Origin of the sequence: Geodermatophilus sp. DSM 45219 (genome assembly GCF_900104025.1) — a bacterium.
GTDB lineage: Bacteria > Actinomycetota > Actinomycetes > Mycobacteriales > Geodermatophilaceae > Geodermatophilus.
In genome coordinates, this window is sequence record NZ_FNIQ01000001.1 from 73864 (window position 1) to 96187 (window position 22324).

Genomic DNA, 22324 nt, shown 5'->3' on the forward strand with positions numbered 1-22324 from the left:
GCGGCTCACCGATGGGCTCGGGCGCCCTTGCCGAGCACGGTGACCCCGCCCGAGCTCACGTGGTACCGCTCGCGGTCGGCGGCGAGGTCGACGCCGATGCGGGCCCAGTCCGGGACGACGACGTTCTTGTCCAGGATCGCCCGCCGGACGTAGGCGCCCTCGCCCACGTACACGCCGTCCATCAGCACGCTGTCCTCGACCCGGGCACCGCGCTCGACGCGCACCCCCGGCGAGACGACCGAGTTGTGCACCGAGCCGCCGCCGATGATCGCGCCGGCGCTGACCATCGACTCCTCGGCCCGCCCGCCCAGCACGAACTTCGCCGGCGGCTGCTGCGGCGGCAGCGTGAGGATCGGCCAGCGGTCGTTGTAGAGGTTGAACACCGGGGTGACCGACACCAGGTCCATGTGCGCGTCGAAGTAGGAGTCGATCGTCCCGACGTCGCGCCAGTAGCCCTGGTCGCGCTCGGTGGCCCCGGGGACGACGTTGGTGGAGAAGTCGTAGACCCAGGCGTCCCCGGCCTCGGCGAACATCGGCATGATCGAGCCGCCCATGTCGTGCGCCGACTCCTCGTTCTCGCCGTCCTCGCGCAGCGCCTCGAGCAGGGCGTCGGTGCTGAACACGTAGTTGCCCATGGAGGCGAAGCTCTCCTCGGGCGAGTCGGGCAACCCCGGCGGGTCGGCCGGCTTCTCCAGGAAGCCGCGCACCCGGCCCTCGGCGTCGGCGTCGATGACGCCGAACTCGGTGGCCTCGTGACGGGGCACCCGCAGCCCGGCGATGGTCACCCCCGCGCCGGTCCTCAGGTGCTGGTCGATCATCTGCGCCGGGTCCATCCGGTACACGTGGTCGGCGCCGAAGACGACGACGATGTCCGGCCGCGCGTCGTAGATCAGGTTGAGGCTCTGCAGGATCGCGTCGGCGCTGCCGGTGTACCAGCGCGGGCCGAGCCGCTGCTGCGCCGGTACCGGGGTGATGTAGTTCCCGAGCATCTGCGACAGCCGCCACGTCGTGGTGATGTGCCGGTCGAGGCTGTGGCTCTTGTACTGGGTCAGCACCGCGATCTGCCGGATGTCGGCGTTCACCAGGTTGGACAGGACGAAGTCGATGAGCCGGTAGTTGCCCCCGAAGGGCACCGCCGGCTTGGCCCGGTCCTGCGTCAGTGGGGCCAGCCGCTTGCCCTCACCGCCGGCCAGGACGATGCCGAGAACCCGAGGACCGCCACGCATGGGTCGCAACGTATCCGCTGTCCGGCGCGGGCGCTCCACCGCGCTGCACGGCCCGGCCCCCTAGGGTGACCCGCGTGCGCATCGGCATGGTGACCCGGGAGTGGCCGCCGGACGTCTACGGCGGCGCAGGAGTGCACGTGGAGCACCTCGCGGCGGCGCTGCGGGCGCTGCCCGACGGGCCCGAGCTGGAGGTGCACTGCTTCGGCGGGCCCCGCGACGACGCCACCGGGCACGCGGTGCCGGCCGGGCTCACGGACGCCAACGGCGCGCTGCAGGCCCTCGGCGTCGACGTGGAGATCGCCGGGGCGCTCGCCGGGGCCGACCTGGTGCACAGCCACACCTGGTACGCCAACGGCGCGGGCCTGTTCGCCTCGCTGGTGCACGGCACCCCTCACGTGGTGACCGCGCACTCGCTGGAGCCGCGGCGGCCGTGGAAGGCCGACCAGCTCGGCGGCGGCTACCGGCTGTCGTCCTGGGTGGAGCGCACCGCCTACCTCGCCGCCGACGGCGTCATCGCGGTCAGCCACGGCATGCGGGACGACGTGCTCGACGCCTACCCCGACCTGGACCCGGCCCGGGTGCACGTCGTGGGCAACGGGGTGGACGCCGAGGCCTACCGGCCCGTGCACGACCCCGACGTCGTCCGCTCGCTCGGCGTGGACCCCGACCGGCCCTACGCGCTGTTCGTCGGCCGGATCACCCGGCAGAAGGGCGTCGTCCACCTGCTGCGGGCCGCCGAGCAGCTGCCCGCCGACGCGGGGCTGGTGCTGTGCGCCGGCGCCGCGGACACCCCGGCCGAGCGGCAGCAGGTCGCCGACGCGGTGGCCGAGCTGCAGTCCCGGCGCGACGGCGTGGTCTGGATCGAGGCGATGCTGCCGCGCGAGCAGCTGGTGCCGCTGATCACCGGCGCGACGGTGTTCGTCGTCCCCTCGGTGTACGAGCCGCTCGGCATCGTGAACCTGGAGGCGGCGGCCTGCGGCACCGCCGTCGTCGCCAGCGCCGTGGGCGGCATCCCCGAGGTGGTGGCCGACGGGCGCACCGGGCTGCTGGTCCCCTACGACCCCGACGACGTCGCCACCTTCGAGGCGGGCCTGGCCGCGCGGGTGACCGAGCTGCTGCACGACCCCGGGCGGGCCGCCCGCATGGGCGCCGCGGGCCGGGAGCGGGTGCTCGCCGAGTTCGGCTGGCCGGCGATCGCGAAGCAGACCGTGGAGGTCTACGCCGCCGTCCTGGGTGGGCGGGCGACGGCACAGCGCTGACCGGACCCGCTGGTACCGTCGGCGCGCCGGCTGGTGCCGGCGGCGCCCGTGCAGCGAAGTCCGGTGGGAACCCGGCGCTGTCCCGCAACTGTGGTGGTCCCGCTCCGGGGCCCGAGCCAGATCGCCTGCCGCGCGCCGTGTCCCGACCCCCGCGGCAGGGGTCGCGCACCGGGCGCCGGGCGCCTGCGTGGGCGGCGCGTGCCGCCGCCCCGGAAGGCCCCCGTTGCCCCGCTCCCGCTCCGCCCGCCGGCTGACCCCGGTCGCGCTGCTGCTCCCCCTCGTCCTGGCCCTGCCCGCCTGCGGCTCGGACCCCGCAGCCCCCGAGGACCCGGGCACGGGGACCGCCGGTGGCGCGTTCCCGGTCACCGTCACGGGGGACGACGGCGAGCTGACCCTCGACGCGCGCCCGGAGACGATCGTGTCGATGTCGGCCTCGGCGACCGAGATGCTGTTCGCCATCGGCGCCGGCGAGCAGGTCGAGGCGGTCGACAGCACCTCGGACTTCCCCGCCGATGCCCCCACCACGGACCTCTCGGCCTTCACCCCGAACGCCGAGGCGATCGCCGGGTACTCCCCCGACCTGGTCGTGCTCAGCGACGACGTGAACGGCGTCGTCGACGCCCTCGACGCGCTGGCCGTGCCCACCCTGCTGCTCGGCGCCGCGGACACCCTCGACGAGAGCTACGCGCAGATCGAGGTGCTCGGCGGGGCCACCGGGCACGCCGAGGAGGCCGCCGACGTGGTGGCCGGCGTGCAGGACCGGATCACCGCCGCGGTCGCGTCGGTGCCGGACTCTGCGCAGGGCATGCGCGTCTACCACGAGCTGGACCCCGGCTTCTACTCCGCGACCAGCGACACCTTCATCGGCGCGGTCTACGACCTGTTCGGGCTGGAGAACGTCGCCGACGGCGCGGCCGACCCCGCGGGCGGCTACCCGCAGCTGTCCGCCGAGTACGTCGTCGGCCAGGCGCCGGACCTGGTCGTGCTCGCCGACACGGTCTGCTGCGGCGAGTCCGCGGAGACGCTCGCCCAGCGGCCGGCCTTCGACACCGTCCCCGCCGTGCAGGAGGGGCGCGTGCTCGAGGCCGACGACGCCGTCGCCTCCCGCTGGGGCCCGCGCACCGCCGACTTCGCCGAGGCGCTCGCCGCCGAGCTGCGGGGCTGAGCGGAGCATCTCGTGACGGCTGCCCCGGCTCCGCGCCTGCTGGCCGCCGCGCCGGCGCGGCCCCGGCGGCGGACGGCGCTCGTGCTGTCCGGCGCCGCGGTCGCGCTGGTGCTCTCGGCGCTGGCCGGCGTGTGGGTGGGCGCCCTGCCGCTGCCGCCGGGCGCGGTGCTGGCCACCCTGGCCGACCGGGCGCTGTCGCCCCTGGGGGTCGACGTCCCCGGCGGGCTGGAGGGCACCGGCGCGGCCGTGCTGCTGCAGCTGCGGCTCCCCCGGGTGGCGCTCGCGGCCCTGGTCGGTGCGGGGCTGGCCGTCTCGGGGGCGGCCTACCAGGGCGTGTTCCGCAACCCGCTCGCCGACCCGTACCTGCTCGGGGCCGCGGCCGGCGCGGGCCTGGGCGCCACGCTCGTCATCGCCCACGTCCCCGCGACGCCGCTCGGCCCGGTCGGCCTGGTCCCGCTGGCCGCGTTCGCCGGGGCGCTGCTCGGCGTGGGCGCGGCCCTGCTGCTGGGCACCGCGGCCGGCGGGTCGCACAGCGCCACGCTGCTGCTCGCCGGGGTCGCCGTCGCCTCGTTCCTGGCCGCCGCGCAGACGCTGGTGCAGCAGCAGAACACCGACGACCTGCGCGCGGTGTACGGCTGGCTGCTCGGCCAGCTGGGCCGCGCGCAGTGGTCCGACGTCGTCCTGGTGCTGCCCTACCTGGGCGCGGCCTGCCTGGTGCTGCTGCTGTGCGGCCGGGCCCTGGACGTGCTGGCCGTCGGGGACGACGAGGCCCGCTCGCTGGGTGTGCACCCCGGCCGGCTGCGGCTGCTGGTGGTCGTCGCCGCGTCGCTGGCCACCGCCTCGGCGGTCGCGGTGAGCGGGCTCATCGGCTTCGTCGGGCTGGTCGTGCCGCACGTCGTCCGGCGACTGGTGGGCGGCTCGCACGCCCGCGTGCTGCCGGTGTCGCTGCTCGCCGGCGGGGCCTTCCTCGTGCTCGCCGACCTGGTCGCCCGGGTGGCGCTCGCGCCGGCGGAGCTGCCGATCGGCGTGGTCACCGCGTTCGTCGGCGCCCCGTTCTTCGCCGGGCTGCTGTGGGCCGGGGCCAGGCGGCGGTGAGGCGGCGGTGAGCGGCGCCCGGGTGGAGGTCGTGGGCCTGTCGGCCGCGCACGGCCGGTCCCGCGTGCTCGACGACGTCCGCCTCGACGTCGGACCCGGCGGGTGGACGGCGGTCATCGGCCCGAACGGCTCGGGCAAGACCACCCTGCTGCGGGCGGTGCTCGGCGCGCACCCGCACGGGGGGCAGGTCCGCGTCGACGGCGTCCCGACCACCGCGGTGCCTCGCCGGGAGCGGGCCCGCACGCTGGCCTACGCCCCGCAGCGGCCGGTCGTGCCCGAGGGCGTGAGCACCGCCGAGTACGTGGGCCTGGGCCGCACCCCGCACCGGGCGCTGCTGGCCGCCCCGCGTCCCGCGGACCGGCAGGTGGTGGCCGACGTCATGGCCCGCCTCGAGCTGACCGGCCTCGCCGACCGCGCGGTGGCCACCCTCTCCGGGGGCGAGCAGCAGCGCGCGGTGCTCGCCCGGGCGCTGGCCCAGCAGCCGCGGGTGCTGCTGCTCGACGAGCCGACGTCCGCCCTGGACCTCGGCCACGCCCAGCAGGTCCTCGACCTGGTCGACCGGCTGCGCCGCCAGGACGGGCTGACCGTGCTCAGCACGCTGCACGACCTCACCCTGGCCGGCCAGTACGCCGACCGGCTCGCGCTCCTCTCGGGCGGCCGGGTGGTCGCCGAGGGGACGCCGGCGCAGGTGCTCACCGCCGAGGCGCTGGCCGGCCACTACGGCGCGCGGGCACAGGTGGTCACCGGCCCGCACGGCCCCGCGGTGCTGCCCCTCCGGGCGCCGGGACACGACCGGGGATGATCGACGGCCGGCAGCCCGCTGGGGGCGCCGGCCGACGGGAGGGGGACCGGTGTCGCAGGCTGCTGCACCCGTCGTGCAGCTGGGGCTGGTCGCCGCCCCGGGGACCCCGGCCGAGCTGGCCGGCTGGCTGGCCGGGGAGCTCGGCAGGGAGCTGGCCGCGGCCCACCCGCAGGTGCGCTGGGAGGTCCGGGCGGTCGAGGACGGGCTGGTGCGGCCCCCCGCGGACGACGACGAGATCGTCACGGCCACGCGACGGCGGCTGCTCGCCGAGGACTGGGACCTCGCGCTGGCCCTCACCGACGTCCCGCTGGAGGTGGACCGGCGGCCGGTGGTCGGCTCGGCCAGCCCCGTGCACGGCGTCGCGCTGCTGTCGCTGCCGGCGCTGGGCGCGGTCGGGCTGCGCAAGCGGGCGCTGCAGAACGCGCTCGGGCTGGTGCACACGCTGCTGGGCACCGCCGAGGACGCCGACGCCGACGACCGTGCGGCCATGGGACGGCGGCTGCGCGAGCTGGCCACCGACCCGGCCGACGGCACCGCCGGGGTGGCCTTCACCGCCCGCGTGGTGACCGGCAACCTGCGGCTGCTGCTCGGCATGGTGCGGGCCAACCGGCCGTGGCGGCTGGCCGTGCAGCTGTCCCGCGCGCTCACCGCGGCGATCGCGGCCGGCGTCTTCGCCCTCATCACCCCGGACATCTGGGCGCTGGCCGACAACTCCGGCTGGCCGCGGCTGACGGTCATCGCGGTCGGCTCGGTGGTGGCCGTCGTGGTCACCCTCGTCGTCGGCGCGGAGCTGTGGGAGCGGCCGCGCTCCCGCCGGGTGCGCAAGCAGGTGCTGCTGTTCAACGTGGCGACCACCGCCACCGTCGTCATCGGCGTCCTGACGCTGTACGCGGTGCTGTTCGTGCTCGCCCTGGCCGGCGCGCTGCTGCTGGTGGTGGGGTCGCTGTTCGCCGAGGGGCTGGGGCACCCGGTCCACCTGTCGGACTACCTGGAGCTGGCCTGGCTGACCTGCTCGCTGGCGACGGTGGGCGGTGCGCTCGGTGCCGGGCTGGAGTCCGACGAGGCGGTGCGGGAGGCCGCCTACACCTACCGGTCCGACCAGCCCGCGCACTGATCCGGAACGGGATCCGCCCGAACCCGACGTCCCGGCATGGCGGATGATCGGCCCGTGTCGATCGCCACGCGCTTCCGTACCGCGCTCGAGGACGTCGGCGAGCCCGTGCTCGCCGGTCCCGAGCTGCTCCCCGTACGGCTGGCGCGCGCCTGCGCGCAGACGCTCGGCGTGGACGGCGCCGGGCTGAGCGTGGCGGCCCCGGGTCAGGACCGGATGCCGCTCGGGGCGAGCTCGGCCGTCGCCGCGCTCGCCGAGCGGCTGCAGTTCACCGCCGGGGACGGCCCCTGCGAGGCCGCCCAGCGGCAGCAGGAGCCGGTGTTCGCCGCCGTCCCCGACCTGCAGCGCCGCTGGCCGGCGTTCGCCCGGCTGCTGACCGGACGCACCCCCTACCGGGCGGTGGTCGCGCTGCCGATCGGCGAGACGCTGGCCGGCCCGGGCGCGCTGGACCTGTTCTTCACCGACGAGAGCACCGTCTCCGACCTCGACGTCTTCGAGGCCCTGTCCGTGGGTCACCTGACCTGCGCCGCGCTCGGTGACGCCGCGGTGTGGGCACCGTGGTCGCCGCGCGGCGGACCGGCCTGGCTGCACGGTCCCGCCGCGCAGCGGCGCGGGCTGGTCTGGACGGCGATCGGCCGGGTCGCCATGGTGCTGGACCGGACCACGCCGGAGGCCCTGGAGGTCCTGCGCGCCGCCGCGCGGGGAGCCGGCAGCACCGTCGACGACCTCGCCGGTGAGATCGTCGCCGGCCGGCTGGACCCCGCGGACCTGTGGCTGCCGGAGGACCCCCACGGCGCCGCGTGACCGGCCGGAGCATCACGTTGCGTCACCGCCCGGTTCCGGTCGGCCCCCGAGGTTGGGGGTCGGGCACCCCCGGGCTCGGGCTGTCCGCTCCGGGGAGCGGTCGGCAGACTGGCCCGGTGCCGCCGGACGGCGGCGCGAGCACCGGAGAGGGGGGGCGCGGCGTGATCACGGTCCTGGTCGCGGACGACCACGCGTTCGTCCGCACCTCCCTGGTCGAGCTGTTCACCGCCAGCGGCGACCTCACCGTGGTGGCCGAGTGCGAGGACGGCGCGGAGGTCCTCGACGCCGCGCGGCGCACCCACCCCGACGTCGTCCTGCTCGACGTCGCGATGCCGCGGGTCACCGGGCTGGAGGCCGCCCGCGAGCTGCTCGCGGCCTGCCCGGAGTCGCGCGTCGTCGTCCTCACCGGGTCGCTGAGCCCGGCGCTGGTCCGCGAGGCGCGCGCGATCGGCGTCCGGGGGTACCTGCTGAAGGACGACGACCCCGGCGCGCTCCCCGGTCACGTGCGCACGGTGGCCGCGGGCGGCACCGCCTGGAGCGCCGCCGCCACCTCCGCCGACCGCTGACCCGCCCCCTGGGTGCCTTTCGCGCGCGAAAGGCACTGGTCAGGCACCTGTGGCAGAGCACGGCCGCGGGGCCGTCACCCGGAGGGGTGAACGGGGCGGTACGGAACGGCACCGGCCCCTGTACGGAGAGTCGTGACGCGCATGGGTGTGGCTCACGGCACCCGGGACCTTCGTCCCGTGGGGGTGTATCGGCCCTGGTCAAGCGCCCGGCGGTCGGGTCCCATGAGCGCGCTCCCCCGCATCGGCGGACCGGGGCACGGGATGGAAACACGGGGGTTCCCATGACGCTGGCCCAGCTGCGGCCGACCGACCTGGCCCGGGTGCTGGTGGTCGACGACCACCGCACCTTCGCCGAACTGCTGTCCGGGGCGCTGGCCTCCGCGGGGATGGACGCCGTCGGCACGGCGCACTCCGCGGCGCAGGCCGTCGCGATGGCCCAGGACCTGCAGCCGGACATCGTCGTCATGGACATCGAGATGCCCCGCCAGGACGGGCTCGCGGCCACCCGCCGGATCCGCGAGGTCGCGCCGGACGCCGTCGTCGCCGTGGTCACCGCGCACCGCGACCCCGACTGGGTGGTCCGCGCCGCCCAGGCCGGCGCGTCGGCGTTCATCCCCAAGGACGGCTCGCTGGCCGAGATGATCGACGTCCTGTCCCGGGTCCAGCCCGGGCAGATGCTCGTCGCGCCCTCCACCTTCGCCGGTGGCGCGCCCCGCTCCTCCCCGGCCGGCACGCGGGGCGCGGTGCCGCAGCTGACCCGGCGCGAGCAGGAGGTGCTCGACTGCCTCGGCCGCGGGATGCAGGTCAAGGCGATCGCCCGGGTCCTCGGCATCACGCTGGAGACCTGCCGCGGCTACGTGAAGTCACTGCACGCCAAGCTGGGTGTCCGTTCCCAGCTGGAGGCCGTCGTCAAGGCCCAGCAGCTGGGTCTGCTGGCCGCCGCGGATGAGCGCTGAGCGTCCCGGTCCCTCCTCTTCCCCGCCGCTGACCGCCGCACCGCGCCGCACGGTCTGGGGCCGTGAGCTCGCCGCCTTCTGCGCCATCGCGCTGCTGGTGCTGCTCGCCGTCTCGGCGGGCACGGTGTGGCTGAGCGAGCGGATCGCGCGGACCAACGCGCTGGAGGAGGCCGAGGGCAACGCCGGACGGCTGGCCGAGTACCTCGTCGCCCCGGTCCTCGCCGACGCACTGGCCGGGATCCCCGGGCGGTGGGAGGAGCTCGACCGGGACGCGCGGAACCGGATGCGCGACGGGTCGGTGACCCGCATGGTCGTCTGGCGGGCGACCGGCGAGATCGTGTACTCCACCGAGCCCGGCCAGCAGGGCGAGACCCTCCCGCCGTCGGACGGCCTGCTGGCCGCGATCGGCGGCGCGACGGTCTCCGACGTCGACGAGCAGCCGGAGACCACGGCCGGGGGCGCGCCGCAGGCGTTGATGGAGGTCTACACGCCGCTGGAGGTCCCCGGCGAGCAGCTGGCCTTCGAGGCCTACTTCGCCTACGACCGCATCGACCGCGAGGCGGCCCGGCTGCGCGGCGAGATCATCCCGATGGCCATCGGCGCCCTGGTCGTCCTGCAGCTCGTGCAGGTCCCGATCGCGACGTCGCTGGCCCGCCGCGTGCGGCGCCAGGAGGCCGAGCGGACGGCGCTGGTGCAGCGCAACGTCGAGGCCTCCGACCGGGAACGGCGGGCGATCGCCGCCGACGTGCACGACGGCCCGGTGCAGGACCTCGCCGGGGTGAGCTACGCGCTCTCCGCGCTGCGGGGCAGCCTGCCCGAGGAGCGGCAGCCGACGGTCGACAAGCTGGTCGGCGCCGTCCGCAGCGCCGTGCAGCAGCTGCGCCGGCTGATGGTCGACATCTACCCGCCCGACCTCAGCGGGCCGGGGCTCGGGGTGGCGATCGCCGACGCCGCCGAGCCGCTGCGCACCGCCGGCGTCGAGGTGCTCATGGACGCCGCGCCCCTGCCGGACATGACGCCGGACGCCGCGGCGGTGCTCTACCGCACCGCCAAGGAGGCGCTGGCCAACGTCGCGCACCACGCCCAGGCCAAGACCGCCTGGATCACCCTGGAGGAGACCGTCCTGCACGGCGCCCCGGCGGTGCGGCTGGAGATCGCCGACGACGGCGTGGGCTTCCCGGCGTCCACCGACAGGCGGGCCGAGGGGCACCTGGGGCTGTCCCTGCTCCGCGACCGGGTCCTCGACCTGGGTGGCACCGTGACGCTGGGTGATCGCCTCGGCGGCGGTGCGCTGTTGACCGCTGTGGTGCCACTGCACCACGGACAGTGACGCCACGAGCCGCTGACCTGCACGGACCCCCCAACTGCGGGGGCGGCCCGCCCCCCTCCGCGCGGCTGTGACGGGGCGGGCGGACGCGGGAGTCTTCCTCCACCGAGATCACCAGCGGTAGTGAGGAGCACCCCCCCGATGGAGACGCCCAGCCTGAACCGCCGCGACGTCCTCAAGGTGTCGCTGGCCGGCACCGCGGCCATGGCGCTGCCGTACCAGGCTGTCCTGTCGGCCAAGAGCGCATCGGAGCTCGACGAGCGGAAGATGCCCCGGCCCTACGCCGCGGCCTTCACCGCCCCGCCGGTGCTGGCGCCGTACCGCAGCGACGACCGCCCGGGCACCACCTACGGCACCGTCCCGGGGACGACGACCCCGGTCACCGGCGGCGCGTACGTGGGCAGCGACTACTACAAGATCGAGCAGCGGCCGGCGCAGGTCGAGTTCGTCAAGGGCATCAAGACGACGGTGTGGGGCTACAACGGCCTGGTCCCCGGCCCCACGATCCGCGTCTACCAGAACGGCACGCAGACCCGCCGGGTCGTCATGCAGCAGGTCAACAAGCTGCCGGCCAAGCACCCGACGCTGGGCTACGTCCCCTGGACCTCCACCCACCTGCACGGCTCGCCGTCCAAGCCGCAGTTCGACGGCTACGCCGGGGACCTGACGAACCCGGGCGAGTGGAAGAACTACATGTACCCGAACAACTGCTCGCCGCGGACGCTCTGGTACCACGACCACGGCGTGCACCACACCGCCGAGAACGTCTACATGGGCCTGGCCGCGCAGTACCACTGCGTCGACGAGGGGCTCGAGCGGGAGCTGGGCATCCCCCGCTACGACCGGGCCAAGGTCGGCACCGCCCGTCCCCAGTACGAGTTCCCGCTGATCATCAGCGACGTCATGTTCGCCCGGAACGGCCAGCTGATGTGGGACGACGACGGGGAGTCCGGCGTCTACGGCGACGTCATCCTGGTCAACGGCGTGCCGTGGCCGACCATGAAGGTCGAGCCCCGCAAGTACCGCTTCCGGGTGCTCAACGGCTCACTGGCCCGCGGCTACACGCTCAAGCTGAGCAACGGCAAGCCGTTCACCGTCATCGCCACCGACGGCGGCTTCATGCCCAGGCCGCAGACGGTCACCACGCTGACCGTCGGCATGGCCGAGCGCTACGAGATCGTCATCGACTTCGCCGACCTCAAGGGCACGAGGGTCCAGCTGCTCAACGGCGGCGTGAAGAACGCCCGGGACTACGACCACACCGGCAAGGTCATGCAGTTCGAGGTCGGGACGACGGTCACCAGCACCGACGGCAACAGCGTCCCCAGCACGCTCGGCCCGGTGCACCCGACCATGGCGCTGGACCCCGCCGCGTCGGTCGCGACCCGGCGCATGCGGCTGGAGCGGACCAACGGCCTGTGGGTCATCAACGGCGAGACCTGGGACGACGTCGTGCGGTCGAAGTACGAGCACGTCTTCGCGCAGGTCGAGCCGAACAGCACCGAGATCTGGGAGGTCGAGAACTCCTCCGGCGGCTGGTTCCACCCGCTGCACGTCCACCTCGTGGACTTCCAGGTGCTCAGCCGCAACGGGCAGCCGCCGCGGCCGGAGGAGCGGGGCCCCAAGGACGTCGTCTACGTGGGCGAGGGCGAGACCGTCCGGCTGCTCATGCGCTTCGACCACGAGGAGGGGCGGTACATGATCCACTGCCACAACCTCTCCCACGAGGACCACGACATGATGACCCAGTACCAGGTGGGTCACCACGACATCGACTGCGACTCGATCAACACCGCACCGCCCAGGACCGGGGACCCCGACGACATGCAGGACGCCCTGGAGGAGGCCGCCGAGGAGGCCGAGGAGGTCGCGGACGAGACGGCGGACGTCGCCGCCGACACCGTCCCGCCGGCGGGCACGGGGACGACGGGGACCGGGTCGGGCGCCACTGCCACGACCCCGCCCGCCCCGACGACGACCGCCCCGGCGCCCGCGGCACCCACGACGTCGGCCCCCGCGCCCCGCCGCTCGGCCACGCCGGCTCCGGCCACGCCGGCTCCGACCACGCCGGCTCCGACCCCGGCGGCGACGACGCCCACGCGGCGACGGTCGCGGTGACCGCCGTCCTGCGCCCACCCGCGCCCGCCCCGGCCGGGACGCGGGCGCGCCGGAGCACCGCCGGGTGGCAGCTGGTGGCGGCGCTCGGTCTGGCCACGGCCGGCGGGCTGCACGTGGCGGCCGCGGTCGACCACCTCTCCGCGGGTGAGCTGGCCGTCGGCTTCTTCCTGCTCACCGCGCTCGCCCAGGCCGGGTTCGCCGCGTGGTTGGTGCTCGGCGCCTGGGCGGGTACCCGGGCAGGTGCCGGACCGGTCGGTCTGGCGCTGCTCGGCACCGCCGGCCTGCTGACCCTCTACGTCCTCGCGCACACCACGGGGTTGCTGGACGCGTTCGCGGTGCACGAGGCGGCGACCGGGCACGCGCACGACGTCCCGGGCCGGGAGACCGTGGCGGTGGACCCGGTGACCGGCGTCCGGTTCGCCGACGGCATGCCGGTCGGCTCCGCCGGGCCGGTCGCGATGGACGGGCTGCCGGCGTCCTCGGCCGGGCACGGCCCCGAGGCGGTCGGCACCGCGGTGGTCGCCGCCGAGCTGCTGACCCTGGCCGCCCTGGCCGCGCTCCTCCCCGCACCCGGGCGCCGGCGCGCGCTCGACGCCCTGGTGGTCCTCGCCGGGGTCGCCTGGGCCCTGTGGCTCACCGGCGTCCTCGGGTGAGAACCGCCCCACGAACCGCCGCCGTGGTCCCCGGTGACCCCCGCACCGGGGACCGCGGCGGCACCTCCCGGCTCCGCGGGGCCGTCCTCTGGCTCGCGACCGGTGCGGCACTGCTCCTGGTCGCCGCCACCTCCGGCCTGCTGCCCGTGCAGCCGATGCGGGTCGACTCCGGCAGCATGGCGCCGACCGTCGCGGCCGGCGACCTGCTGCTCGTCCGGCACGGGCAGGGCCCGGTGCAGCGCGGCGACGTCGTCGCGGTGACCTCCCCGCTCGACGACGGGCTCCTGGTCAAGCGGGCGGTGGCGGTGGGTGGCGACGAGGTGGCCGTCGAGGACGGCGTCCTGGTGGTCGACGGCGTGGCCGTCTGCGAGCCGGCGATCGACCCGGCGCACCTCGACGGCGTCTGGTTCGGACCGGTGGCCGTGCCGGAGGGGCACCTGTTCCTGCTCAGCGACGCCCGCGACGGGTCGGTCGACTCGCGCTCCTTCGGCCCGGTGCCGGAGTCCTCGCTCGTCGGCACCGTCGCCGCCCGGCTGTGGCCCGACCCCGGTCCGCTCCCCTCACCGTCCGCAGGGTGCTGAGGACCCTCTCCGGCGCGCCGACCTGGGGGAACACCCCGGACGCGGGGGCTGCTGCACCCGGCGTGGGAAGCCCCGCCGCTCCGTCGTCCCCCGTCGCCTCCTCCCCCGACCTCTCCCGCCTCCTCCGGGTGCGCCAGGTCTACGCCGAGCCCGCCGCCCTGCAGTCACCCCGCGGCCGGCAGGTGCTGGCCCGCTTCCCCGGTGCCGAGGTGGTCGAGGTCCCCTCGCACTGGAAGATCCCCGAGCTGCACGGCAACGAGGGCAACGTCGAGCGCTGGGTGCGGGTCAAGTCCGAGACGCTCGTGCTCGGGGTCAAGAAGTCGCTGACCGCCCGGCCCAACGGCCGCTCGGCGAACTGGATCGCCCCGTCGACGGCCAACGGCTGCGCGATGGCGTGCGCCTACTGCTACGTGCCGCGGCAGAAGGGCTACGCCAACCCGATCACCGTCTTCACCAACATCGAGCAGGTCACCGGCTACCTGCGCCGGCACGTCGCCCGGCAGGGCCCGAAGACCGAGCCCGACCAGTGCGACCCGGCGGCGTGGGTCTACGACCTGGGCGAGAACAGCGACTGCTCGGTCGACGCGCTCGTGAGCGACAACGTCGCCGACCTGGTCGCGACCTTCGCCGAGCTGCCGACGGCCAAGGCGTCCTTCGCGACCAAGTACGTCAACCGGCAGCTGCTCGAGCTGGACCCGCGCGGCCGCACCCGCGTGCGGTTCTCGGTCATGCCCGAGGACGACGCGAAGGTGCTCGACGTCCGCACCAGCCGGGTGGCCGAGCGGATCGCCGCGGTCGACGACTTCGTCGGGGCCGGCTACGAGGTGCACCTCAACCTCTCCCCGGTCGTGCTGCGCGAGGGGTGGGAGGCGGACTGGGCACAGCTGCTGCAGCGGCTGGACGACGAGCTCTCCCCCGCCGCCAAGGCGCAGGCGGCCGCCGAGGTCATCCTGCTGACCCACAACCGGGACCTGCACCAGGTCAACCTCGGCTGGCACCCGAAGGCCGAGGAGCTGCTGTGGCGGCCGGACCTGCAGCAGCCCAAGCGCAGCCAGAACGGCAGCTGGAACGTGCGCTACCGCAACGACGTGAAGCGGGCCGGGGTGGAACGGGTCCGGGAGCTGGTCGCGGCGCACGCACCCTGGCTGGGCATCCGGTACGCGTTCTGAGACTCGCGGGTGTCGACATGTCGACGGCCCGTGCCGGGTCGCTGACGCAACGTGTGGGACCCTGGGTTGCACTCCGGGGAGGTGAGGAGATGGCGGTGGACCACCAGGCCGCGGTGACGGCGCCGTCCCTGCTGACCGCGCTGCCGGACACCGTGGTCGTCGCCGACGCCAGGGGCCGCATCGCCTACGTCAACCCGCACGTGCGGGTGCTGCTGGGCTACGAGCCCGCCGCCGTCGTCGGCCAGCCCCTCGAGGTGCTCATGCCCGCGCGTTTCCGCCGCGGCCACGACGCCGACTACTCGCGCTTCCTCTCCACCGGCGAGGGCGAGCTGGCCGGGCGCACCACCCAGCTGCCGGCGCTGCACGCCGACGGCCACGAGGTGACCGTCGACGTGACGCTGGCGATGGTGCCGCCGCCCCCGGGAGCGGGGCCCGAGGAGGCCGGGGTGGTGGCCGTCCTCCGCGACGCGAGCACCACGATCCTGCTGGAGCGGCAGCTGATGGTCAGCCGCTACCTGGGGGCCACCCTGCGGGTCACCGCGGCGCTCACCGAGGCGCCCGACGCCGACGTCGCCTTCCGGGACCTGCTGCCGACGCTGTGCACCGAGCTGGACTGGGACACCGCGACGCTCTGGCAGCCCGACGAGCACACCGGGCGGCTGGTGCACGCCGGCACCTGGACCGCCCCCGGCGAGCAGCCCGGGGCCCTGGACGAGGCCTCCCGCCGGCACCGCTTCGCCCGCGGGGAGGGGCTGCCCGGCCTGACCTGGGCGCACCGGGCGCCGGTGGTCGTCACGGACCTGTGGAACGACCCGCGGTTCGTCCGCACCGACGCCGCCCGCGCCGACGGCATCCGCACCGGCGTGGCCTTCCCCGTCGTCCGCGGGGACCACCTGCTGGCGGTCTGCGAGCTGTTCTCCCGCGAGGAGCGCCCGGTGCCGGCCGAGCTGTCCGACGTGCTCGCCCACGCCGGCCGCCAGATCGGGCAGTTCCTCGGCCGGCTGCGCGCCGAGTCCGAGGTCCGCCAGCTCGCCGACACCCTGCAGCGCAGCCTGCTGCCCTCGCACCTGCCGGCGATCCGCGGCGTGGAGCTCGCCGCCCGCTACCGGCCCGGCGGGGAGACCGGGATCGTCGGCGGCGACACCTACGACGTCATGCCGCTGCCCGACGGCCGGTGGATGGTGCTCATCGCCGACGTGTGCGGCACCGGCGCCGAGGCCGCCGCGGTCACCGCGCTCACCCGGCACACGGCGCGGGCGGCGGCCAGCCCCGCCGCCGAGACCTCGGCCGGCCCCGCCGACGTGCTGCGAGCGGTGAACACCGCGCTGCTGCGGGCCCAGACCGACGGCCCGTTGCGCTTCGTCACCGCGTGCTGCCTCGTGCTCTCCCCCGGCCCGGGCTGCGTGTGCGCGACCGTGGGCGTGGCCGGGCACCCGCGGCCGGTGCTCAGCGGCCCGGACGGCCCGCACGAGATCGGCGTGGCCGGCCGCCCGCTCGGCATCACCGAGGACCTCGACGTGCCGGTCGTGGAGGTCGAGCTGCCGCCGGGGACGACGCTGGTGCTCTACACCGACGGGGTCACCGAGGCCCGCGACGACACCGGCGCGCAGTTCGGCGAGGAGGGGCTGCTGCGGGTGCTGCGCACGGCTCCCCCGGGGGCTGAGGCAGCCGTCGAGGCGATCACCGCCGCGGTCGAGGAGCGGCTGCGCACCTCGCGGTACCAAGCCGACGACCTCGCCGTCCTCGCCCTCGCCGTGCCGTGATCCCTCAGCCGGTCTGGCCGGTGTCGGCGTGCGCGGCGCCCACTGGCTTGGACTCCGGCGAGCCGCGCTGGCGCAGGTAGACGGCGAAGATCGCCATCGAGCCGACGGCGAGCATCTCCGACTGCCAGTTCTGGAAGGACCGGTTCCAGAAGTCGGCCTCCCCGAGGTAGCCGACCCAGCTGACCGGGTCCTGCCGCTGGCCCAGCTGCTCGGCGTTGTAGGCGGCCCAGCCGGCCACCGAGGAGGCGGCCCAGGTCAGGAGGAAGAGCGCGCCCATGAGCAGACCGAGGGAGCGGGAGAACACCGCCGTCCGCCAGCCGCCGGTGCGGGCCCAGGCGGGTGACTCGTCGTCGGAGTGCGGGCCGACCTGCTGCTCCCGGTCGGACTCGGTGCCCTCCTTGCCCGGCTCCTTCGACTCCGAGGAGCCGCGCTGCACCAGCCACACGGTGGCGAAGACGTAGAGGAAGAACTGCAGGTACTCCGACTGCCAGTTCTCCATGACGTCGACCCCGAATGACGAGGAGGTGACGTAGTCGAGCAGCGAGACCGTGGGCAGCCCCTCGGCCACCTGCCGGGCGTTGAAGTCCGCCGTCCCGGCGATCGCCTGGCCGGCGAGGGTCACGAGGAAGAGCGCGCCGAAGACGAGGCTCAGTGCGTTGGCGCGGAGGAAGCCGTAGCGGGGTGCGCTCATCGGCCCATCAGCCCCAGCGCGGTGACGTAGGCGATCCCGACCAGGATGACGACCAGGAACGCGAGGAAGACCCCGCGGACGCCGTTCACGCCCCCTCCACCTCGCAGTCGTAGGGCAGCTCGCCGCGCGGCTGGCAGACCGCGGCGGTCACCCGCCACCCGGCCGGGGTCTCGGTCAGGAACACCGTGTCGCCGCCGAGCCGCACCTGGGCCTCGCCGCCCCAGACCTCCACCGCCTCGACCGCGCCGCCCGGGAGCGGGACCTGCTCGATGGCCTGGACGCAGGGCGCCGACCCGTCGGACTCCAGGGCGTCCCGCGTCGTCGGTGCGAGCAGCGCGCACCGGTCGGCGGGGGCCGTCGCCGGGTCCTCGAAGGCGCCGGCCACCTGTGCGACGTCGTCCTCCTCCAGACCCGCGCAGCCGGACAGCAGCGCGGCTGCCGCCAGCACCGCAGCGGCTGCGCACCTCGTCGTCGGGGTAGCCACGTGCGCCTCCCGTCCTCCCCCTCCGCCTCCCGGCTGTGCTGACCGGGCCGACCGCGTACCCCCGTCCCCTCGCGCGGCAAACGATCGTCACCCGAGCGGGTAACGGGGGTTGCCCACGGGCATCGCGCCGCACGGTTACCGTGGCGGCGTGGCGCGGGTGGCGGTGGTCGGCGCCGGCCTCGGCGGCCTCGCGGCGGCGGCCCGGCTGGCCGCGCTCGGGCACGCGGTCACCGTGCTGGAGCAGGCGCCGCAGGTCGGCGGCAAGCTCGGCTGGTACGCCCGCGACGGGCACGGGTTCGACACCGGCCCGAGCCTGGTCACCCTCCCCCAGCTCTACCGCGACCTGTTCGCGGCCACCGGCGGACCGCTGGAGGACGCCGTCGACCTGGTCCGCCTGGACCCGGCCGTCGCGTACCGCTTCGCCGACGGGACGCCGCTGGCGGTGCCCGGGGAGGCCGCCGCCGTCCCGGACGCGCTGGACGCCGCCCTCGGCGCCGGCGCCGGCGCGCAGTGGGCGGCGCTCACGGCGCGGGCCGCGGAGATGTGGCGGGTCACCGAGCAGCCGTTCCTGCGCTCGCCGCTGGCCGGCGCGGCCACGCTCGCCCGGCTGGCCCGCAGTGCCTCCGACGTCGCGACGGTCGCTCCCTGGCAGACGCTGCGCGGCCTGGGGACGGCCCACCTGCACGACCCCCGGCTGCGCACGCTGCTCGACCGCTACGCCACCTACTCCGGCTCCGACCCACGGCGGGCGCCCGCGGTGCTGGCGACCGTGCCGTACGTCGAGCAGGCCTTCGGCTCCTGGTACGTGCGCGGCGGACTGCGCCGGCTGGCCGAGGCGGTGGCGCAGCGGGCCGTCGAGCGCGGCGCGGTGGTCCGCACCGGGACGGCCGTCGAGCGGGTGCTGGTGGAGGGCGGCCGGGCAGCCGGGGTGCGGCTGACCGGCGGGGAGGTGCTGCGGACCGACGTCGTCGTCTCCGGCGCGGACGCCGCGGCGCTGTACGCGGACCTGCTCCCCTCCTCCCGGTCGACCCGCGGCGTCCGGCGCGACCTGGCCCGCAGCACGCCGTCGCTGTCGGGGTTCGTGCTGCTGCTCGCGCTGCGCGGGCGGACGCCGGGGCTCGCGCACCACACCGTGCTGTTCCCCGGCGACTACGACGCCGAGTTCGACGCGGTTTTCGGCGTCGGCCGGCACCGAGGCGCGCCGCAGCCGGTCGGCGACCCGACCGTGTACGTCAGCGCCCCCGACGACCCGGCCACGCGACCGGACGACGACAGCGAGTCGTGGTTCGTGCTGGTCAACGCCCCGCGCCACGACCCGGCCGGCGGCGTGGACTGGGACGCCCCCGGGCTGGCCGACCGGTACGCGCGGCAGGTGCTCGACGTGATGGCCCGCCGCGGCCTGGACGTCCGCGACCGGGTGCGCTGGTGCGTTCCCCGCACCCCGGCCGATCTCGAGCGCGACACCCGCAGCGTCGGCGGCTCGATCTACGGGACGTCGAGCAACGGCGCCCGCGCGGCCTTCCTGCGGCCGGGCAACGCCTCCCCCGTGCCGGGCCTGTTCCTCGTCGGGGGTTCCTCCCACCCGGGCGGCGGGCTGCCGCTGGTCGCGCTGTCGGCGGAGATCGTCGCGGGCCTCGTCGGCCCGGCCTGACCGCACGCAGGGCGCGTTTCTGCGGGCACCACTCCCCGGTCACGTGCGTGCGGGACGGCGCGGTGACCATGCCGGCACCGGGACAGGTCGGCGTCATCGGCTCCGCGTCAGAACGGAGGCGGATCGTCGTCCGGAGGCAGCCCAGCCGAGATCGGTGCGTCCGTGTCCGGTGGGTCCGTGTCCGGCGGTGGCCGCGTCCCGGACGGTGGGCGCATGCCGGGTGGTCGGGTGGTGCGGGTGACCTCGGAGGGGGTGGTCACGGTCAGGGTGCCGTCGTCGTCCATGGTGAACCGCCAGCCGCGGGCGTGGGTCTTGAGCCGGTGGTGGGAGCGGCACAGGCAGCACAGGTTGGCGCAGTCGGTCTCGCCGCCGTCGGCGTGCGGGAGGACGTGGTCGCGGTCGGTCCAGCCGACCCGCTGGCCGCAGGTGGGGAAGCGGCAGGCGCGGTCGCGGGTGGTGACGAACGCGTGCTGGGCGGCGGTGGGCTCGTACGCGCCGGTCGGCGGTGGCCGGTCGAGGACCGCACACGCGCACTCGCGGCCGGGGTGGTCCCGGCAGCCGCGGCGGGCCAGCCGTTCCAGCTGCGCCGGCGTGGCGGTGGCCAGCAGCCGCCCGTCGGGGTCGGTGAGCGCGAAGCCCAGCGACCCGCCCTCGGGTGCGCGCAGCCCCAGCGCACCGATGCGTTGCAGGAGGTCGCGGACGTGCGTAGCGGTGATCGGCAGCCCGGCCACCGATCCGGGGGTGTTCGAGCTGCCCTCCAGGGCGTCCAGCGCCGCGGTGACCGTGACGTGCGCGGTGGCCGCGGGCAGGCCGGGGTCGGCGGGGCGGCGGATCAGCCGGGAGAACACCTCGGCGCGCAGCTGCCCGATCGGGCGGGGATCGCCGTCGGCCTTGACCATCCGGGCCAGCTGGTCGATCAGGTCGAAGCCCTCCGCGGCCTCCTCGGCCGGTAGCTCCGCGGCCAGCGTCGCCATCCCCTCCCGGGAGGCGGGGTAGACGCGCACATCGGCCTGCCGCTGCGCGGCCTTGCGCCGCCCGTCGATGGCGGCCGCGTCCCGCTCGAGCAGCAGCGCCAGCGCGCGGGCCCGCAGCCGGCCGATCGACAGGCCGGCCGCCTCGGGCAGCAGCCGGGACTCGATCACCCGGGCGATCGCCGGAGCGGTGTGCGCAAGCACGTCGACCAGCACCTTGGCCCGCGCCTCGTCCAGCACACCCTCGGACAGCGCTGCCCAGGTGGCCGGCAGGCTCTCCCGGTACACCCACGCCCGGTGCGCCAGGTGCGCGGCAGTTCCGCGCCCGCAGTTGAGCACCACCGCCAGCTCGGCCGGGAAGAACTCACTCACCCCGGGCAGCTCGGTGTCCGCAGCCCACGACCCCTTCCGCGCACCCGGATGCCCGGGCGGCGGATCCAACGTGTCGGGGCTGTCGTCGGCCAGCCCCAGCACCAACTCTGCCTCGTACGCCGCCGCCATCGCCCGGGCGGAGACCACCCGCTGCAACTCCGCGGCCTTCTGCGCCCGGGTCAGCATCGACACCGGCAGCCGGCGGTCGGGCAGCGGCTGCGCGACCGACCAGTCGACCAGCAGCCCTTCTACCGACTGCTGCCCCCGGATCGACGTCATGGACCGAACATACGTTCGGGGTACGACGATTCTGGCAGCTGAGCAGGAACTCCGCGGACGAGATCCTCACTGGCCGTGGCGGCGGAGCACCACTCCACCCCGTCAGGGATCGGCGCGGGTCGAGTCCCGACCCGAGCGGACGCCGACGGTCTCACCCCGGGCGGACGGCGGACACCGCGACCAGCGGCGTGCCCGGTGCCATCCGCCGCGGCTCAGCCGGATCGAGGCCCGCCTCGCGCAGCTGACCGACGAGCACGTCGGCGTCCGGGAGCTCCATGGCCCCCTCCTGCGCACGGAGCAGCAGGTCGAAGTGCCGGCTGACCAGCTGCGGCGTGGCCGCCGTCGTCACGACCAGCAGCGTGCCGCCGGGGACGAGCAGCTCGGCGAGGCTGCGCAGGAGGGCGACCCGCTCACCGACCGGCACGTAGTAGACGATGTTGGCGAGCAGCACCAGGTCGAACGGGGTCTCCTCGGCGACCAGGTCCCGGAGGTCGGCCCGCAGGACCCGCGCCCGCCCCGCCAGCCCGCGGTCGGCCAGGGTGCGCCGGGCCAGCGCCACGGCGTCCTCGTCCGTGTCGACGCCCACGCCCTCGGCCCCGGGCGCGGCCGCCAGCATCGTGGCCAGCTGGAGCCCCGCCCCGCAGCCGACGTCGAGCACTCGGCGCGGCGCTCCGGCGGTCACCGTCTCGCGGAGGACGGCGTCGACGAACGGCTCGAACGCCGCCGAGACCCGGGCGATGACGCCACCCCGCTCGACGACGTCCCGCCGGCGGGACCAGCCGGCCAGCACCGTCCCGAGGTCCCGGTACAGCCCGGTGTGGAACCCGGCGAACGCCTCGTACGAGGCGCGCACCAGGTCGTCGCCGACCACGGCCCGCCCGCCCGCCGCCAGGGACCACCGGACCCCGTCGTCGTGCACCAGCCCGGCGGCCGCGAGGACCCGCAGGAACGCCGCCAGCAGCTCCTCCTCGACCGCGCCGACGCGGCGGGCCAGCTCCGCGGTCGTGACCGGACCGCCGGCCAGGGCGTCGAGCACGCCGGTGTCCAGGGCCGCCGCACCGAGGCCCAGCCGGATGGCGGCCTGCCCGTCGCGGGTGACCCGGAGCCGGGCGCGGAGGTTCCCTGCCCGCAGCAGCGCGAGCAGGGTGCGTGCACGGGACAGCCGGGCCATGGGCGCTCCTCCGGGTCGGCGGGGACCCACTCTTGTGCAGCCGGCCGGCGACTGCCAGGGTCGCGCCGACCTGGCACCCGAGGCGGTCGACGGCACCGTCGCAGGAGAGG

General features: G+C 75.8%; 20 protein-coding genes. 15 read left to right on the top strand and 5 right to left on the bottom strand.

The window, feature by feature from the left end; genetic code table 11:
* Positions 1-5: 5 nt before the first annotated feature.
* A complete protein-coding gene (glgC, locus tag BLR12_RS00390) occupies positions 6-1226 on the bottom strand; it encodes a glucose-1-phosphate adenylyltransferase (RefSeq protein ID WP_091371968.1) in 1221 nt (406 codons plus the stop codon).
* 74 nt (positions 1227-1300) lie between these two features.
* Between glgC and glgA the strand changes: the two genes are divergently transcribed.
* From glgA to BLR12_RS00460, 14 genes are all read left to right on the top strand, one after another.
* Positions 1301-2485, top strand: coding sequence for a glycogen synthase (glgA, locus tag BLR12_RS00395; RefSeq protein ID WP_091371971.1), 1185 nt, complete (start codon positions 1301-1303; stop codon positions 2483-2485).
* Positions 2486-2708: 223 nt separating this feature from the next.
* Positions 2709-3650, top strand: a complete 942-nt coding sequence (locus tag BLR12_RS00400; protein WP_091371973.1) for an ABC transporter substrate-binding protein — start codon at positions 2709-2711, stop codon at positions 3648-3650.
* A 12-nt stretch (positions 3651-3662) separates the two neighbouring features.
* A complete protein-coding gene (locus BLR12_RS00405; protein ID WP_255363211.1) occupies positions 3663-4745 on the top strand; it encodes a FecCD family ABC transporter permease in 1083 nt (360 codons plus the stop codon).
* A 7-nt stretch (positions 4746-4752) separates the two neighbouring features.
* Positions 4753-5547: an ABC transporter ATP-binding protein gene (locus tag BLR12_RS00410; RefSeq protein WP_091371977.1), complete on the top strand. Its 795-nt coding sequence runs from the start codon at positions 4753-4755 to the stop codon at positions 5545-5547.
* A 49-nt stretch (positions 5548-5596) separates the two neighbouring features.
* Entirely contained in the window at positions 5597-6661 is a 1065-nt protein-coding gene (locus tag BLR12_RS00415; protein WP_091371983.1) for a hypothetical protein, read from the top strand.
* Between the two features lie 54 nt (positions 6662-6715).
* The gene (locus tag BLR12_RS00420; protein WP_255363212.1) at positions 6716-7462 is read left to right on the top strand and encodes a GAF domain-containing protein; all 747 of its coding nucleotides are present in this window, start codon (positions 6716-6718) and stop codon (positions 7460-7462) included.
* A 161-nt stretch (positions 7463-7623) separates the two neighbouring features.
* Positions 7624-8028, top strand: coding sequence for a response regulator (locus tag BLR12_RS00425; RefSeq protein WP_176832287.1), 405 nt, complete (start codon positions 7624-7626; stop codon positions 8026-8028).
* A 281-nt stretch (positions 8029-8309) separates the two neighbouring features.
* Positions 8310-8984 (top strand): response regulator transcription factor, encoded by a 675-nt coding sequence (locus BLR12_RS00430; protein WP_091371996.1) that lies wholly within the window; start codon positions 8310-8312, stop codon positions 8982-8984.
* Positions 8974-10314 (top strand): sensor histidine kinase, encoded by a 1341-nt coding sequence (locus tag BLR12_RS00435; RefSeq protein WP_091371999.1) that lies wholly within the window; start codon positions 8974-8976, stop codon positions 10312-10314. Before BLR12_RS00430 ends, BLR12_RS00435 begins: the two co-directional genes overlap by 11 nt.
* Before the next feature lie 138 nt (positions 10315-10452).
* On the top strand, positions 10453-12429 hold the full coding sequence (locus tag BLR12_RS00440; RefSeq protein WP_091372002.1) for a multicopper oxidase domain-containing protein: 1977 nt from the start codon (positions 10453-10455) through the stop codon (positions 12427-12429).
* Positions 12426-13082 (top strand): hypothetical protein, encoded by a 657-nt coding sequence (locus tag BLR12_RS00445; RefSeq protein ID WP_091372004.1) that lies wholly within the window; start codon positions 12426-12428, stop codon positions 13080-13082. The genes BLR12_RS00440 and BLR12_RS00445 overlap by 4 nt, the downstream gene beginning before the upstream one ends.
* Entirely contained in the window at positions 13079-13663 is a 585-nt protein-coding gene (gene lepB, locus BLR12_RS00450; RefSeq protein ID WP_218120484.1) for a signal peptidase I, read from the top strand. The genes BLR12_RS00445 and lepB overlap by 4 nt, the downstream gene beginning before the upstream one ends.
* Positions 13657-14832, top strand: a complete 1176-nt coding sequence (locus BLR12_RS00455) for a spore photoproduct lyase family protein (RefSeq protein WP_255363213.1) — start codon at positions 13657-13659, stop codon at positions 14830-14832. The genes lepB and BLR12_RS00455 overlap by 7 nt, the downstream gene beginning before the upstream one ends.
* Positions 14833-14921: 89 nt before the next feature.
* Positions 14922-16595, top strand: coding sequence for a SpoIIE family protein phosphatase (locus BLR12_RS00460; protein ID WP_091372011.1), 1674 nt, complete (start codon positions 14922-14924; stop codon positions 16593-16595).
* Between the two features lie 4 nt (positions 16596-16599).
* Here the strand turns inward: BLR12_RS00460 and BLR12_RS00465 are convergent, their stop codons facing one another.
* Positions 16600-17286, bottom strand: coding sequence for a DUF6766 family protein (locus tag BLR12_RS00465; RefSeq protein ID WP_091372014.1), 687 nt, complete (start codon positions 17284-17286; stop codon positions 16600-16602).
* Between the two features lie 85 nt (positions 17287-17371).
* The gene (locus tag BLR12_RS00470) at positions 17372-17770 is read right to left on the bottom strand and encodes a hypothetical protein (RefSeq protein ID WP_218120485.1); all 399 of its coding nucleotides are present in this window, start codon (positions 17768-17770) and stop codon (positions 17372-17374) included.
* Positions 17771-17918: 148 nt separating this feature from the next.
* On the opposite strand from BLR12_RS00470, the gene BLR12_RS00475 reads away from it, so the two are divergent.
* Positions 17919-19421 (top strand): phytoene desaturase family protein, encoded by a 1503-nt coding sequence (locus BLR12_RS00475; RefSeq protein ID WP_091372020.1) that lies wholly within the window; start codon positions 17919-17921, stop codon positions 19419-19421.
* A gap of 107 nt (positions 19422-19528) precedes the next feature.
* On the opposite strand, the gene BLR12_RS00480 is transcribed toward BLR12_RS00475, so the two are convergent.
* Positions 19529-21043: an HNH endonuclease signature motif containing protein gene (locus tag BLR12_RS00480; RefSeq protein WP_255363214.1), complete on the bottom strand. Its 1515-nt coding sequence runs from the start codon at positions 21041-21043 to the stop codon at positions 19529-19531.
* Between the two features lie 151 nt (positions 21044-21194).
* On the bottom strand, positions 21195-22214 hold the full coding sequence (locus tag BLR12_RS00485; protein ID WP_091372023.1) for an SAM-dependent methyltransferase: 1020 nt from the start codon (positions 22212-22214) through the stop codon (positions 21195-21197).
* Positions 22215-22324 lie beyond the last annotated feature (110 nt).

What these genes read in the sequence shown, in the direction of transcription:
- BLR12_RS00435 (WP_091371999.1), top strand. Translation starts at nt 8,974, where the DNA reads ATGAGCGCTGAGCGTCCCGGTCCCTCCTCTTCCCCGCCGCTGACCGCC.
- BLR12_RS00485 (WP_091372023.1), bottom strand. Translation starts at nt 22,214, where the DNA reads ATGGCCCGGCTGTCCCGTGCACGCACCCTGCTCGCGCTGCTGCGGGCA.
- BLR12_RS00465 (WP_091372014.1), bottom strand. Translation starts at nt 17,286, where the DNA reads ATGAGCGCACCCCGCTACGGCTTCCTCCGCGCCAACGCACTGAGCCTC.
- BLR12_RS00430 (WP_091371996.1), top strand. Translation starts at nt 8,310, where the DNA reads ATGACGCTGGCCCAGCTGCGGCCGACCGACCTGGCCCGGGTGCTGGTG.
- BLR12_RS00440 (WP_091372002.1), top strand. Translation starts at nt 10,453, where the DNA reads ATGGAGACGCCCAGCCTGAACCGCCGCGACGTCCTCAAGGTGTCGCTG.
- BLR12_RS00460 (WP_091372011.1), top strand. Translation starts at nt 14,922, where the DNA reads ATGGCGGTGGACCACCAGGCCGCGGTGACGGCGCCGTCCCTGCTGACC.
- glgC (WP_091371968.1), bottom strand. Translation starts at nt 1,226, where the DNA reads ATGCGTGGCGGTCCTCGGGTTCTCGGCATCGTCCTGGCCGGCGGTGAG.
- BLR12_RS00480 (WP_255363214.1), bottom strand. Translation starts at nt 21,043, where the DNA reads ATGACGTCGATCCGGGGGCAGCAGTCGGTAGAAGGGCTGCTGGTCGAC.